Source organism: Paenibacillus sp. CECT 9249 (genome assembly GCF_918697855.1).
In the GTDB taxonomy this organism is placed as follows: Bacteria; Bacillota; Bacilli; order Paenibacillales; family Paenibacillaceae; genus MSJ-34.
In genome coordinates this window covers 90,167-105,270 of record NZ_CAKKLI010000008.1, presented here as the reverse complement: position 1 = coordinate 105,270, position 15,104 = coordinate 90,167, and the positions used below count along the sequence as shown (strand labels likewise).

The window sequence follows — 15,104 nt, the reverse complement described above, 5'->3', positions numbered from 1 at the left end:
TTTTCCTCCTGAAAGGTTTTAATAGGGAACGCCGGATACGTCGCGGCGCTCTTCGTCCAAATCGAGCATAACCGACGAAGGCACGGCGACGGTTCCGTCCCGGCCGATGACTTTCTTGACGGTCAGCAGAAGAATTTTCAAATCAAGGCGAAACGAATAGTTCTCAACGTATTGCACATCCAATTCGAGCCGTTCTTCCCATGACAAGGCGTTTCTGCCGCTCACTTGCGCCAGGCCGGTCATTCCCGGCCGTACCGTATGGCGCAGCCGCTCCCGCTCCGTATAGTAAGGAACGTACCTAGGCAAGAGCGGCCGCGGGCCGACAAGGCTCATATCGCCTTTCAATACGCTGAACAATTGCGGGAATTCGTCCAGACTCGATTTGCGCAAGAACAAGCCGAAACGCGTAAGCCGCTGCTGGTCGGGCAGCAAATTGCCGTACGCATCCGTGCCATTCGTCATGCTCCGGAACTTGAGAATGTGAAAGTTGACGCCGTTCCTTCCCGTACGCTCCTGCCGAAAAAGAACGGGGGATCCGAGTTCGCGTTTCACGAGTACGGCGACGACGGCGAGAACCGGACTGAACAACACGAGCAGGATCGCGGAAACCGCCGCATCGAATATCCGTTTCATACGGCCGCCTCCGCCTTGAAGGCCGCGACTCCTTCTTGATGCCGACGCGCGTACCATCCGATCGTTTGGCGCAGCCCTTCCTCGAAGCCGACTTTCGGCTCGTAACCGAGAAGCCGCTTCGCCTCCGACACGTCCGCCAAGCTATGCTCGACGTCGCCCTTTCTAGCTTCCATGTACGCCGGTTCGATATCGGTCCCGATCATGTCGCAGCATGCCCGGTAAAGCCGACGCAGCGAAATTTGCTCGCCGCATGCGATATTGAACACCTTGCCGTTTGCTTCCTCTCCGGCGGCGCAAGCAAGCAAATTCGCCGCCACCACATTGTCGATATAGGTGAAATCGCGGGATTGCTCGCCGTCTCCGTAAATTTCCGGTTTCTCGCGGCGCAAGAGCTTCGTGACGAAGCGCGGAATGACGGCGGCATACTGCGAAAGAGGGTCCTGCTTCGGCCCGAATACGTTGAAATAGCGCAAGCAGACGGCAGGCAAACCGTACACGCCGTAGAACACGGCGGCGTATTGTTCGGCCGCGAGCTTCGAGACGGCGTACGGCGATAACGGCGCGGGCGGGAGCGTTTCCTTCTTCACTGCCTCCTTCGCGTTTCCGTAGGCCGACGACGAGCACGCGAGGACGATCTTCTTCACGCCCGCGTCGCGGGCGGCGATCAGCATGTTCAATGTGCCGTTCACGTTGTTCAGATGCGTTGTCAGCGGATCCTCGACAGAACGGGGAACGGAGCCGAGCGCCGCCTGATGCAGGATATAATCCGCGCCGCTTGCCGCCTCGCGGCATGTTTCCAAATCCCGGATATCCCCTTCGATCAAGTCGATAAGATGCATGAACGGCTCCAAATTTTCTCTTTTGCCTGTCGAGAAGTTATCCAGCACCGTCACTTCATGTCCTTGCGTGAGCAGCGCTTCAACCAGATTGGAACCGATAAATCCGGCCCCGCCGGTAACGACGTATCTAGACATAAGCCACCTCCGCGCGGCCTTGCATCCGGTCGCCCGCCGCCCGTTGGCCGCCAAGCAAATAAATATGATCCCCGCAAATGCCTTTCGTCGCATTGCGCGCATCGAATAAGAGCGGGGCGTGGGCGGCGACCCACCGGTAATCGATGCAGCGGTGATCCGTCGCAATCATGACCAAATCGGCTTGCGCGAGCGCCCCCGCGCTTAGGTCGACCGAATGCAAGTCATTGCCATATTTATCGGCAAAGCGCGGAACATACGGATCGTAATAAGTCACTTCGGCTCCTTTGTCCCGGAGCAGATGATAAATTTCGAGGGCGGGAGATTCGCGGACATCGTCGATATCCCGCTTGTATGCGACGCCGAGCATCATTATGTTCGCGCCGTTCACCGACTTTTTGCGCGAATTGAGCAGATCGCTTATTTCTTGCACGACGAACCGCGGCATATTGCCGTTCACGTCGCTTGCAAGCTCGATGAATCGGGTGTAGAAGTCGTATGTTTTCGCCTTCCAGGACAAGTAGACCGGATCCAGCGGAATGCAATGGCCGCCGATTCCCGGTCCCGGATAGAACGGCATATAGCCGAAAGGTTTCGTGGCGGCGGCATCGATCACTTCCCATACGTTGATTCCCATCCGCTCGCACATTAACGATAGTTCGTTGACAAGCGCGATATTGACGCTGCGGAACGTGTTTTCCAGCAGTTTGACCATTTCCGCCACTCTCGTAGAACTGACGGGAATGACCGTATCTACGATGTTCCGGTACAACATCGACCCGATCTCGGTGCATCTCGGCGTAATTCCGCCGATAACCTTCGGCGTATTTTTCGTATGATAAGACGGGTTGCCGGGATCGACCCGTTCCGGGGAGAAGCAGACGAAAAAATCTTCTCCGATCCGATAACCCAACCGGGTGCGGATTTCATGCTCGATCAATTCCTCCGACGTCCCGGGATAGGTCGTGCTTTCCAACACGATGAGCGTATTTTTCGTCAGCACGTTCACCACTTCATCGACTGCGGCCGTTACGTAAGAAATATCGGGATCCTTCGTTTTGCGCAGCGGCGTCGGAACGCAAATGCTGATCGAATCGGCTTCGTGCAGCGGAGCATAGCTCGTGCTAAGCGTAAATCGTCCCGATTCGACGCATTGCGCTACATCTTCATGCGGCACATCTTTGACGTAGGATTCCCCGGCCATCAATTTGCCGATCTTTGCTTGCGACACGTCGATCCCGATGACGCGGTAACCCGACTTGACCATTTCGATCGCCAGCGGCAAACCGACGTAACCCAAGCCGACGACGGCCGCCACCGCCGTTCTGGTTTTTATTTTTTCCTCAAGTTCCATAACGCGCCTCCCCCTTGTTCACAGCATGGACATTCATCCTGAGCGAACGGTAAAACTCCGTTCTGCGCCGGCGAAGAACTTCCGGCGCGTATTCGAGCGACTTCAAATAATTTCGCCTCGCCATTTCTTCCATCCGCTGCGGATCGGCAATGACGGCTTCGATTTTATCCGCCAAGGCGACGGGATTCCCCGGCTCGACCAATTCGCTTGGCCCGAGCAGTTCGGGAATTCCTCCGACTCCGGCAGCGATGCAGGGCATGCTGCGGGCCATCGCCTCGATCAATGCGCGCGGCAACCCTTCCACCAGCGACGGGAGCACGAACAAATCGCACTCGTCCATATGCGCCGCCACCTGTTCCAATCCGTGCAGCATGCCGAGAAACGTCACTTTGTCCTCCAGCTTCAGCTCGCGGACAAGAAATTCGAAGTCCGGCCTGCATCTGCCGTCCCCGGCTAAACGCAGCCGCACGTCGCAGCCGCGGTCCAAACAAATCCGCAACGCTTGAATGAGCGTATCCTGCGCCTTATAATGCGTCTCCATCGTGCCGACATGCAAAATCGTCAACGGCCGCTTCGGCTCCCTAATATGGCAGCGGAACATGCCGCCGTCCATTTCAAGCGAAGAATAATGCGCCGTGACCGTCTTCTCTCCCGGAGGATATCTGCGCTGCAACGTTTTCTCCGTCACATAGGAAGCCCCGAACGCTTCCAGGCACTGCTTCTTCAACTGGACCGTCCCCAGCGCTCTAACGAGCGGCCGCACGACACTTTTGACCGTGCCGGGAGCTAGCGCCTCCCAGGCGTCGCTGCACACTTCGACGCTGAACCGCTTCTTCTGCCGCTTCGACTCGCGCCAGGCAAGCGTCGCGATCGTGCCGGGCACCCGCAGCATCGCGCAGTCGCATAACGAGACGGCCCGGCTTGTTTCCCGTTTCAGCCGGCGCCATTGACGCACATATTGCCAAGGGCCGATATAATACGGCAAACCGTAGAAGGCCACGCGCTCGGAATCGGCCCGAATCCAGCCGGAAGAAGAAGCTTCGATATCGCGGACCCGCGCCAGAACGAGCACTTCGTCGAACACTTCCAAATACCGTTCCCAGAAGCCGGCTCCGTTCTGCGCGAGCGTCCAGACGGCGCCGTCCGGGGTCCGGTAGAAACGGGTGTCCAATGCCACTAATAGTTTCATGCTTCGATTTTCACCCCGATACGATAGCCTCGCCGATCCAGCAAGCTTTCATAAAGCCGCAAATGTTCCGTCCATATTTGCCGCGGGACGAAATCCCGTTCCATTCGTTCTCTCGCCCGTTCCCCCATCCGTTTGGACGCATCCGGCCGTTCCAGCAGATCTTCGATCGCCCGCGCAAGCCGCCCGCTGTCGCCGATCGGCACGATCGTCCCCGTCACGCCGGCGACAACCGCATCGACGCATCCCGTCGCTTCCGTCGCGATCGCCGGCAGCGATGCCGCGCCCGCTTCCAGCAATACCGTAGGCATCCCTTCGCGGTAAGTGGGAAACACAAACATATTCATGCTGTGGTAATAAGGAGCGACGTCGGATACGAATCCCGCCGTTTTAATATAAGCGTTGCGCGCGATCCGTTCCCGCGTCGGCAGCCCGATCGGGTCTTCTTCTTCATCATCGCCGCATAGCAGCAAATACAATTCGGGATAAGTCCGCTGCACTTGCTCGAATGCTTCGACCAGTTCCTCGATCCCTTTATCTTTGGCAAGACGGCCGACAAAGCCGGCTACGACTGCGTCTTCCGGTATGCCGTGCTCGGCGCGAATCTCTCTCGACCTCCGCAGCAGCGCGTCCGTCGGCGCGTAAGCGCCGCAATCGACGCCGTTGCTGCTGCCGTGCAGAACGACCGTCGTTTTTCGTTCCGGCGCGATGCGCCAATCGACAATTTTGCTCCGCAAGCTGGGACTGACCGCCAGCACGCGGTGGGAACAACCCGCGGCTACCTTTTCCAGCAGCATGAGCAGTCCCCGCTTCGCCCCTTTTACCGTTTCGAACCGCAACCCGTGGACCGTGTATATGCGGACCGGGACGCGGGCAAGCCATGCCGCCATACTGCACAGGAGTCCCGCCTTCGGCGTTCCGGCGTTGACGACCGTCGGCTTCAGGCGGCGAAACAAACGGAACAATTTCCATAGACTTACAACATCCCTCATCGGGGAAATCCCCCGCTTCATCGGCACGGAGTACACCTCCGCCCCTTCGCACCCGACGCGGCCCGGCGAGCTTACGACGCCGACGCGGTATCCGTTCCGGCGCAGGAAGGCGATTTGCCCTTCAATAAACCCGATACTTTGGGAAACGGTCACCGCAAATAAAATAAAAGGTGCGTACGAATGCCCTTTCCTCATTACAACCCCCCCAATCGTTCATCCCGTTTCGTGACCAGCCATAGGAACAGAAACGGCATAAATCCCGATTTTACAATAAAAAACACGATATTGTCCGAGTCTCCGACCAATAGAACGAAACATAAATTGATCAGCAGCGGCAGCAGCAGCAGCCGAACGTCTTGATGGCGCCACGCTTCCGACAATCTGCGAATGGCGCCGATGATGAAGCCCCATACCGCGAACGCCGCGGGAATCGACCAAATGCCGAAGTTGATGAGGCTCTCCCCGAGCAAGCCGTATACCCTTGACGATTCGAATCGCCCGGGAACGTGCGATCCTTCGCCGAACAGCGCCTCCGTCCCCGCCTTTTCTTTCGTGGGCGGCTTATCCGGCCATACGAACTGCGGAACGAGCAGAGCGAGGGCGCCGCCGTAAGTGGAGCCGTAAGCGTAGCCGTACTCGTCCGGATAGCGGACGGCCCGGTAGAGAACATAGGATTGAATATCGCTGCGCGCCAGGTCGCCAAGCAGCGTCATCCGCCACGACGACTTATGCTGTCCGCCGTCCTGCTCGGCTGCCGCCGAACGGTTCAGCATGCCGCTCAATCCCTCCAGTCCCTGGTCCTTGTAAAAACCGTATATGTACATAAACAAAAACGTAAAGCAAAGGCCGACTAGAATCACTTTCCTTGTGACGGGCCGGATATAGTAATGAATGATGCCGACCGCCCAAAACAGCGACCATAGCGTGTTGCTCCTGCTGCCGCGCAGCCCTCCGAACAGCAGCTGCAGCAGCGTGAATGCGGTCAATGCCGCGAACAGCACGGCCCAGCCCGGGACCGAAACGTTTTTCTGCTTCAACAGCAGCGCCGCGCCGATCGCCAGCACGATCGGAAAACTTTCCGAGAACATAAACACGATGCCAAATCCTTGAAAAGCGTTTCCTTCCGTATACGATTGAATATAGCCGCCGATACCGCCGAACCGGGCATAGACGATCAATTGCAGAGCCAGCGTCGCGGCAAGAAACGCAAACCAGACGGGTAGGAAGGCGCGTTGATTGACAACCCATCGCTTCGCGGCCTTCCGTCTCGTTCCCCATCTTACATTGCGCGCGATGCGGTAGATCATGATCCCGATAAAATTAAAAATGGAGAGATACCCTAGCCACTCTCTCCAATCGTCGGGCGGGCTGACCTCGCCCATCCATATGTTCCAATGCACGTGAAGCAGCGGAGCGAGAAAAAAATAATGCACGCCCAGCATGCCGATAACGCCGAAAAGATCGAACGGATCGGATTTCCCCCTCAGCCAGTCGACGGCGTCCGTCCCGATCGCGATACCGCATAGCAGCACCGGAATCACGAACCAATGCCATAAGTTCGGTTGTAAAGCCAAAAATCCGGTTGCCGCGAGAAGACACGCGTAACAGGAAATAAGAAAACTGCGATAATCGCCCGTCATGCGCCGCGTACCGGTATCGGATCGCGGGGCCTCGATCTTGACCCGAGATAGCATAAGCATATTCCTTTCGCCTCAATCAATAGGTTCCGTTAGGTGTTATGAGCCGAACAGTAAATCGATTGGAGCAACCGGCTCGATTGCGAAATTTCCAAATTCCGCTCGATTATTCTTCGCTCGATCGCATCCCGGCTTATTTTCCCCCGGCCGCGCTGGCGCAAAATCGCCTCCACCCACCCGTCGGTCCGTTCCTCCAGATCGGCGAACGCAATCAATCCGAGCCCCAAATCGACTTCCCCCGGAACCGTTCGCGCAATGACGGACGGCACTCCCGCCGCCTGCGATTCGATCGCGGCCAAACCGAGCCCTTCGTAGAGAGACGGGAATACGAATACGTCCATCGCGGCGAGCAAATCCGGAACGTCGTCGCGCACGCCGAGCAATAGGACGCGATCCTCGATCCCGTACCGGGACGCGGTCTGCTCGATCTCCGCACGCAAAGGGCCGTCGCCGGCAAGGAGCAAGTGGGCGTTCGAAACGCGCGCAAGCAAATCTGCGAACACGCGGAGAAGGAACCGGTGGTTCTTCGGCGGATCGAAACGTCCCACATGGCCGATCAGCAGCGTATCTTCGGGCAAGCCAAGCTTGCGGCGCAGTTGCTGTTTGTCTTCGGGCAAACGGAGGTATTTATCCGTATGAATCCCGTTGGGCACGATCCTCACTTTGCCGGAGGCAAAACAATCGTCGCCGAATAACGACTTGCACGCGGCGGTCGAAACGCCCAGCATGTGGGTCGAGCAGGCGGCGATCTTTCTTTGCATCATGCGCCGGTACATCGTTCTTAGCGGCGTATCCCGGTAACCGTCCCGTATGCTGTTGCTGTTCGCGATTCGAATCGGTATGCCGCATGCTTTCGCCGATTGCAAGACGAGTCCCGAGAAATAATACAGCTGGCTATGTACGCCGGCAAACGGCCCGTATTCCGTCAAGATGCGGCGAACGTCCCTTTCGTATTTCCACAGCCGGCTCCATACCGGAGCGGCAATATGGAAAATTCGTCCGCCCAATTCGTATATTTCGCGATCGAAATGGCCTTCTCTATGCGAATGGACGACAAAATCGAACTGAATCCGGCTGCGGTCGATATGCCGATACACGTCCATGACGAACGTCTCGGCCCCTCCGCGGTTCATCACTCCGAAAAAAAATAAAATTCTAAGCGGTTGTTGCGACAAAACGATCACCCTCGCGTTTTCGATTTTTCCATACTGCATACGCGACGACCGCCGCACTCGCGGCCGCCTGAACGCCTCCCGCGATCATAAGCGAATATACCGCGCCGTACACGCCGTGGAGCGGCACCAGCTGCCACAGCGAGAGGAAGCTTGCAAGCGCCGTCAACGCAAATATATAAGGCTGCACGGCAAACAAGCGCGCCGCGGTCATGCCGTACCCGAGACAGGAAGCGGCGTAGGATATGGCGGCGTACCCCATCATCCATACGAGCAATGGTCCGTACGCTGCATATTCCGGCGTATATACAAGCGCCAATATCGGTTTGCCGGCAACGGCCGCGACGACTGTTCCCGCGGCGCCCAAACCTGCCGCCAGCGCCCCCATCCTCCATAGCAAACGTTTGTAGTCCGCCGTTCGCCTCTCCGCGTAGTAACGGGCCAGCCGAGGGCTCGCCGTTTGTCCCAGCGCCCCCATGACCGTGCTTCCGGCAACGATAAAATAAGCCAGCGACGCATAGAAGCCCAACGTTTCCGTACCGAGAATCGATTCGATAAAATAGCGCGGAAGCGCGTCGGTTAACGATATGAGCATCATGACGATGCCGAGCGGGAAACTAAGCTTGGCCAAGGAGCGAAGCTGTTGAAGCCGCAAGCGCGGCTTCAACGTTTCGAATCGGGCGCCGTATCGCATATCGGCCGCAACGAGAACGAGCAGCCAAACCGCGCATAAACCGGCGACGCATACGACAAGGCTTCCGGTCGTCCATAGGAGCAATGCGATCGTAAGCAGCGACAACGGCCCTTTGACGAGCAGCGATTTTGCGATCAGATCCAGTCTTTCCCGCTGCTGCAGCATGCCGTAGACGACGTCGCTCACCGACTCGATCGCTTTGGAACAGCCGATTAGCAGCACGACGGCCGTCATTTCCCAAGAATGGCGATTCATCGCCATGATCGCCGCGATGACGGCAACGGACAAGACGGAAGTGCACAGCCTTAGTCCCATGTAATCCCCGAATGCGTATTGGCGCTCGGAATCCGTCGCTTGAATGGAACGAAGCTGCAAGTTTGCGAGCATAAAGACGGGCGCCGTAACGGCCAGGCCAAGCGAATATTGGCCGACCATTGCCGCTCCGCCCCATTTGGCCATCATGGCGATGAGCGCCCATTGGCAGAGCGCATAAACAACGTTGCCCGCGAAGGTCCATGCAAAATTGAAGCGCAGCGACGGCGCGGTTCGTATAAGTTTCATCCGGATGAAATGACACGTCCTCTCTAAGCTCCCGCCAAAGCGTAAACTTCTTCGCTTTGTCCCGGAACGGCCGCGGTCTGCGCCTCCTCGGGAGCGGCATGATAACCGGGAACGACGAGTTGCAGCAGCGTGCGGAACGTTTCGAGGTCTTGCTGCATAACGATTTCATGCAATCGGTCGATTTCCGCAAACAACGGCGCCGCATCGACAACCGCCGGCTTGCCGATATAAATCCGGTCATGCTTCGTCGACGAAATCCCTTCTTCGTCGGTAAGCAGTTCCTCGAACAATTTTTCTCCTTCGCGAATGCCGGTAAATTCGATGGAGATATCCTTGTCCGGCTCGAATCCGGACAGGCGGATCAAGTCTTTGGCCAAGTCGACGATTCGCACCGGTTTGCCCATGTCGAGAATGAACACCTCGCCGCCTTGCGCCAGCGCGCCCGCTTGAATGACTAATTGCACCGCCTCCGGAATCGTCATAAAATAGCGGACCATGTCGGGATGCGTGACCGTGACGGGGCCGCCTTGCTTGATTTGTTCCTTGAAGCGGGGAATGACGCTGCCGCGGCTGCCGAGCACATTGCCGAAGCGTACGGCGGCGAATACCGTTTGGCTGTTCCTGCTCAAGCTTTGGACGATCATTTCCGCCAGCCGCTTCGTCGCCCCCATGACGTTGGTCGGATTCACCGCCTTATCCGTCGATATGAGCACGAAACGTTCGGCGGCATACTTGCTTGCGCATTGCGCCACATTTTTCGTGCCCAGCACATTATTTTTGATCGCTGCGGCGGGATTTCGCTCCATCAGCGGAACATGCTTATGGGCCGCCGCATGAAAGACGACCTGCGGCCGATACTGCCGGAACACTTCGTCCATCCGCGCCATATCCTGAATGTCGGCAATAATCGGCATCAGCGCTAACCCGGGGAAGCTGCGCCTCAGTTCCATCTCGATGTTGTAGATGCTGTTTTCGCCATGGCCGAGCAGCAGCAGCCGATCCGGACGGAAACGGGCAACCTGCCTGCACAATTCCGAACCGATCGATCCGCCCGCGCCGGTGACGAGCACGGTTTTTCCTTCCACATAGCCGGCGATGCCATGCAAATCGGTCGTGACCGGTTCTCTCCCCAGCAGGTCTTCGACTTCGACGTCGCGTATTTCGTTAATGCTGACTTTGCCTTCGATCAAATCGTTCAAGATCGGAATAAGCTTTAATTTCGCTTTGGTCGACTTGCACAGCTCGATGATCCGTTTCATTTCGCATTTCGACGCGGACGGGATGGCGATAATGATTTGGCCGATGTCGTACTGTTCGACCGCTTTGTGGATCATCTCTCTGCCTCCGATTACCGGGATGCCGTGTACCTGGCATTTATGCTTCGCGTTGTCGTCGTCAATGAACAAAACCGGAATCATATTCGCCGATGAATTGAACTTCAATTCTTTCGCGATCATGCTTCCGCAGCTGCCTGCACCGATAATTAACGCTCGGTCCTTTTTCCCGCCACGCTTATCGTATCCGTCCCGAACGATTCTCCAGACGAATCGCGAGCCGCCGACGGCGAACAATACGTTTACGAAAGAGAGGAAGGCTATTTCGAGCTGCACCGGTTCTCGCATAATGACAATATGGAAGACATAGGATACGATGCTGCCGATTGCGATCGCCCTTATAATCGATACGGCTTCACCGATGCTCGCAAACTTCCATATTCTTTTGTACAACTTGAAATAGTGCATCAAGGATAGATGAATTACGCTTGAAATAAGAACATAAACGGCCAATTGCCGGACCCAGTCGTCCGGAATCGCGCCGTCAAAGCGAAGAAAGTATGACCAATAAACGCTTGCCCCTATCAGCAAAAAATCCATTCCAAGCAACATGGCCATTCGCTTCTCGTACTTCATATCGTTCCTCCCATTTCGGACAGCAGTTCATTTTTTATAAAAATTGCAGTTGCACCGTTTTAACCCTCCAATCGGATTGCCCGCGCAAAAACGGCATAACTCCAACCTCTATCGGCGCATGTTCGCACCGTTGATTTTAATGAATAAAAGCAATAAAGCAATAAAGGGCATTTAACCCCGCCTCACATCACACCATCGACGATGAACGTCTAAGGTTTTGCACCCACAGCATGATCGAGTGCCTACGGTGGTATAGGTACAGTAGACATTACCTGCAGCCGGCCTCTTCTTGCCCGGCAAGCCGCTCGCTCTTATTCGTCCGTTTCGTAGTATTGCAAATTCGCTTGCGTCGTTTTGCTTCGTCTTACATGATTTAGAACGACGCCCAAAACGGTGGACTTGACTAGTTCCAAATTCATTTTCGCCTTCCGAACCTGTTCAAGTTTGACTTTCCCGGCTTGAACGACCAATATGACTCCGTCGCAGCGGGTCGCCACGACCAATCCGTCGGTAATGGCCAACGTCGGAGGGGAGTCGAAGATGACGATATCGAATTGCCGCTTCCACTCTTCCAGCAACGAGTCCAATCGGGACGACGATAAAATTTCCGCCGGGTTCGGCGGAATGGTGCCGGACGGGACGAGCGACAGATTCGGAATATAGCTTTCCCGGATCGCCTCTTGATCCGGCCTTTCGTTCGTGAGCAGATTCGTCAAACCGTAAAGATTCGTTTGGCCGAACATAAGATGCAAGGAAGGCTTCCGTAAATCGGCATCGACGAGGAGCACTTTTTTGCCTTCATGCGCATAGGAAACCGCCAGATTGGCGGCGGTCGTCGTTTTCCCTTCCCCCGGCACGGCCGAAGTGATCAATAACGTCCTCACCGGATTTTCCCATCTCGCAAACCGAATATTGGTCCGGAGCGTCCGAAACGACTCGGAAATGCGCGATTTCGGATTGATTTCCATCACCAGCTTTTGTTCATGAGCTAACCGTGGCATATTGTTCACCCGCTTGATTTTTCTCGGTATGCACCGTCTTGCCATTCAAATCTTTCTTTTGAATTTTCATGATTACGCCTAGCGTCGGAAGCCCGAGATACTGTTCGACCTCCGCCTCGTTCTTGAGCGTATCGTCCAAATATTCCAGCAAAAATACGACCGCAATTCCCAGCAGCAAAGATAAGGCAAAGCCGACGGCGATATGAAGCTGCATATTCGGGCTGACCGGAGTCACGGATTCGCCCGGTTTGGCCTTATCCAAAATCGTCACATTGTCGACATTCATAATTTTCGGAATTTCCTCTTGAAATACCGCCGCAACCGAATTGACGATTTCCGCCGCCCTGCCGTAATTCGCATCCTTGACTGTGAGCGTCATGATCTGCGATTCGCGTACGGAATGAACCCGCACCTTGTGAACAAGAGTTTCCGCAGGAACGTTCAAATTCGGATACCGCTGTACCACCTTATCCATAACGGCCGTCGATTGAATGATCTCTTTATAGGTATTAATGAGCATAATGTTCGTGTTGATCGAATTCACATCCGGCTGCGGGGATTCGTCCGCGAACAATTTATTGACGATCAGCTTGGAAGACGCTTCGTATTGCGGGGTAATATAATAAAAGGTTACGAGCCCCGTTGCACCGGTGCCGAGCGCAACGGCCGCCAGAATGAGCCAGAACCTTTTTTTGAACGTTTGAATGAGTTCCTTCAGTTCCACTGCGAATCCCTCGCCTCCGTATTTATAGGTTGATCCAATGGATGCTTGCACGAAACGACGGTTTGGCCGCGAATTAAACGTTCGGCGTTGCGCTGCAAACAACGGGCGTAATCCGCCCCTCCCAATTGTTTCAGCGTTTCGTACCCTTGCCGCAAGTAAAAGCCGCGCTGCAGCGTGTTATGCGCGTCGGAGGCGAGCATATGCGCCCACTTGCGTTTGCAGATGATCGCGGCGGTACGCTGAATTCTTCGGCCGAACAATCCGAGCAGCGATTGCGAGGTCACTTGCAAGAAGATGCCGCGCTCCCTCCATTCAAGCAGCAATTCGGGCCGCTCCACCACTTCCAAATTGCGCTCGGGATGCGCGATGACGATTTGCAGGCGGGAACGGCTCATCCATTCCGCAAACTCGTTGAAATAGGGCGGAATCGCCCGGGAAGGCAATTCCACTAACAAATACATGCTGTCCGCCAATGTCTGCAATTTCCCCCGGTCGTAGTCCGATAAATAAGACGGATGAAGACGAAATTCCTGACCCGGCAGCACGGTCAACGGCATGCTTCGCAGCCGCAAACGTTCGTTCATTCGATCGACCGCTTTCCGGATTTTCGATGCCGAATTATGGTAACGCCTCGTCGCATGGTGCGGCGTCGCTACGACCGTATGTATTCCGTTCCGAATGGCTGCCGCCGCCAGCTTCAAAGACCCTTCCGCCGTTTTCGGACCGTCGTCGAGGCCCGGCAATATATGGCAATGGAGGTCTATCATACAAATCACCCAAATAACTAGTGTTAAAGAATTAATGCGGTTCATTGCGAAATATAGTAAAATAAGAAGGAATATCTAAAAAAAGGTCCTGCTATACGATGGAATCGTAACGCGACAGCTTGCTGTACAATTGATGAATTTCCACATGCTTGGGGCGCGTACGGCGTATGTACGCGTTCAGCAATCCGGTCAGCATGCGCCGATTCGATTCGTTCGGAACGAAAGAGATGTGGTATCGATACAGATTATCCTCTTTTTTCCTCAGCGCCACTTGTCCGTATTGCTTCAGCCATACCTGCTCGATTTGAAATTCGAAGGAGAGCACATAATGACCGAAAACCGGCAACAGCAGATTGGTCGTTATTTCCATGGAGACCGGACTGAGCGCTAATATTAATACAGGCACCTTTTTGCAATCGATCACGCGGCCATGAATGCAGGCAATCGACAAATCCGCTTTGACCGAAGGCGACAAACGAAGCCGGATCGGCTGAGGCGATACGCTCTGATTCATATTTTCATTCCTTTAATCGAGAATTCACGCTGCCCAAGCATGCTCATGCGAATGGTATATCCCCATGCTTTGGGCGGATATAATGATACTAAATGTATCTATTTTGGCATTCGATACAATTTGTATCTATAACTTACGATACATTTTGTAGCATGTCAAGCGTTTTTTTGTTCAAGTCGGAGTCAGGAGGGAATTTATGAAATATGGAAATCGGATTGCGGAATTGCGCGAGAAGAAGGGATGGACGCAGGAAGAACTTGCCGCATCCATCGGGATTACGCGCGCGGCTCTCTCGCATTATGAAAAAAACAGAAGAAAACCGGATTTCGAAACGTTAATGCAACTTGCAGATCTATTCGAAGTTTCGATCGATTATTTAATCGGCCGCACGTTCGATCCGAAATCGACGATGGACAGCGAAGTGCGCCAATTTACGGATCAGTTGGAATTATCCGATGCGGATTTGTTGGAACGGTTCAGCCTTACGGTGGACGGCCGCAAGCTGACGGAAGAAGAAGCGAAGCGGTTTATCGCTTTTGTGCGCGCCGAACGTATGTTGAAATGAAAAAACAATCCTCAGGCCCGATCATGAACAAGGAAAGCGGATCGGATGAGGATTGTATTTGTTTTTGTTTAATAGTCGGATTTCCGTTGAATTGGACCAATGATGTCGGACGGCCATCGATCCTCCTGAATACCCATTTGATGCAAAATGGTTTGAACGTCCAATTCGATTTTTTCGTTCCTTGGATGCTTCGTATCTTCCGCGCCGGCTTCGTACTTCCTCGCTTCTTCCATACTATGTATCCCGCCCATCCGTCATATTCAATATTTTGCATCGACCCAGGAAGCAACAAAAATAATTATAAAGTACCTGTCTCGGTAATGTTGTCGTTCTATGCATGTCAACAAAAAAACATTTATTCTA

The 15,104-nt window shown here is 54.7% G+C and carries 15 protein-coding genes; 1 reads left to right on the top strand and 14 read right to left on the bottom strand.

The window, feature by feature from the left end:
* Positions 1–18: 18 nt before the first annotated feature.
* From LQ229_RS09215 to LQ229_RS09155, 13 genes are all read right to left on the bottom strand, one after another.
* Positions 19–633 (bottom strand): sugar transferase, encoded by a 615-nt coding sequence (locus LQ229_RS09215; RefSeq protein ID WP_230191538.1) that lies wholly within the window; start codon positions 631–633, stop codon positions 19–21.
* Positions 630–1,607, bottom strand: a complete 978-nt coding sequence (locus tag LQ229_RS09210) for an SDR family oxidoreductase (protein ID WP_230191537.1) — start codon at positions 1,605–1,607, stop codon at positions 630–632. Before LQ229_RS09210 ends, LQ229_RS09215 begins: the two co-directional genes overlap by 4 nt.
* On the bottom strand, positions 1,600–2,958 hold the full coding sequence (locus tag LQ229_RS09205) for a nucleotide sugar dehydrogenase (protein ID WP_230191536.1): 1,359 nt from the start codon (positions 2,956–2,958) through the stop codon (positions 1,600–1,602). Before LQ229_RS09205 ends, LQ229_RS09210 begins: the two co-directional genes overlap by 8 nt.
* On the bottom strand, positions 2,948–4,147 hold the full coding sequence (locus tag LQ229_RS09200) for a glycosyltransferase (RefSeq protein ID WP_230191535.1): 1,200 nt from the start codon (positions 4,145–4,147) through the stop codon (positions 2,948–2,950). The genes LQ229_RS09205 and LQ229_RS09200 overlap by 11 nt, the downstream gene beginning before the upstream one ends.
* Entirely contained in the window at positions 4,144–5,331 is a 1,188-nt protein-coding gene (locus LQ229_RS09195) for a glycosyltransferase family 4 protein (protein WP_230191534.1), read from the bottom strand. The genes LQ229_RS09200 and LQ229_RS09195 overlap by 4 nt, the downstream gene beginning before the upstream one ends.
* Complete coding sequence (locus LQ229_RS09190; RefSeq protein ID WP_230191533.1) at positions 5,331–6,836, bottom strand: hypothetical protein; 1,506 nt, start codon at positions 6,834–6,836, stop codon at positions 5,331–5,333. The genes LQ229_RS09195 and LQ229_RS09190 overlap by 1 nt, the downstream gene beginning before the upstream one ends.
* Before the next feature lie 29 nt (positions 6,837–6,865).
* A complete protein-coding gene (locus LQ229_RS09185) occupies positions 6,866–7,966 on the bottom strand; it encodes a glycosyltransferase family 1 protein (protein WP_230191532.1) in 1,101 nt (366 codons plus the stop codon).
* A gap of 22 nt (positions 7,967–7,988) precedes the next feature.
* Positions 7,989–9,260 (bottom strand): oligosaccharide flippase family protein, encoded by a 1,272-nt coding sequence (locus LQ229_RS09180; protein WP_230191531.1) that lies wholly within the window; start codon positions 9,258–9,260, stop codon positions 7,989–7,991.
* A 23-nt stretch (positions 9,261–9,283) separates the two neighbouring features.
* The gene (locus tag LQ229_RS09175) at positions 9,284–11,170 is read right to left on the bottom strand and encodes a nucleoside-diphosphate sugar epimerase/dehydratase (RefSeq protein ID WP_230191530.1); all 1,887 of its coding nucleotides are present in this window, start codon (positions 11,168–11,170) and stop codon (positions 9,284–9,286) included.
* Between the two features lie 311 nt (positions 11,171–11,481).
* Positions 11,482–12,171, bottom strand: a complete 690-nt coding sequence (locus LQ229_RS09170; RefSeq protein WP_230191529.1) for a CpsD/CapB family tyrosine-protein kinase — start codon at positions 12,169–12,171, stop codon at positions 11,482–11,484.
* Positions 12,152–12,895: a Wzz/FepE/Etk N-terminal domain-containing protein gene (locus tag LQ229_RS09165; protein WP_230191528.1), complete on the bottom strand. Its 744-nt coding sequence runs from the start codon at positions 12,893–12,895 to the stop codon at positions 12,152–12,154. Before LQ229_RS09165 ends, LQ229_RS09170 begins: the two co-directional genes overlap by 20 nt.
* Positions 12,886–13,662 (bottom strand): CpsB/CapC family capsule biosynthesis tyrosine phosphatase, encoded by a 777-nt coding sequence (locus tag LQ229_RS09160; protein WP_216539192.1) that lies wholly within the window; start codon positions 13,660–13,662, stop codon positions 12,886–12,888. Before LQ229_RS09160 ends, LQ229_RS09165 begins: the two co-directional genes overlap by 10 nt.
* A gap of 91 nt (positions 13,663–13,753) precedes the next feature.
* The gene (locus tag LQ229_RS09155) at positions 13,754–14,176 is read right to left on the bottom strand and encodes a hypothetical protein (protein ID WP_216539193.1); all 423 of its coding nucleotides are present in this window, start codon (positions 14,174–14,176) and stop codon (positions 13,754–13,756) included.
* Between the two features lie 196 nt (positions 14,177–14,372).
* Here LQ229_RS09155 and LQ229_RS09150 point away from each other — a divergent pair, with 196 nt between their 5' ends.
* Entirely contained in the window at positions 14,373–14,741 is a 369-nt protein-coding gene (locus tag LQ229_RS09150; protein WP_216539194.1) for a helix-turn-helix transcriptional regulator, read from the top strand.
* Between the two features lie 68 nt (positions 14,742–14,809).
* On the opposite strand, the gene LQ229_RS09145 is transcribed toward LQ229_RS09150, so the two are convergent.
* On the bottom strand, positions 14,810–14,974 hold the full coding sequence (locus LQ229_RS09145) for a hypothetical protein (RefSeq protein ID WP_216539195.1): 165 nt from the start codon (positions 14,972–14,974) through the stop codon (positions 14,810–14,812).
* Between the last annotated feature and the right edge of the window lie 130 nt (positions 14,975–15,104).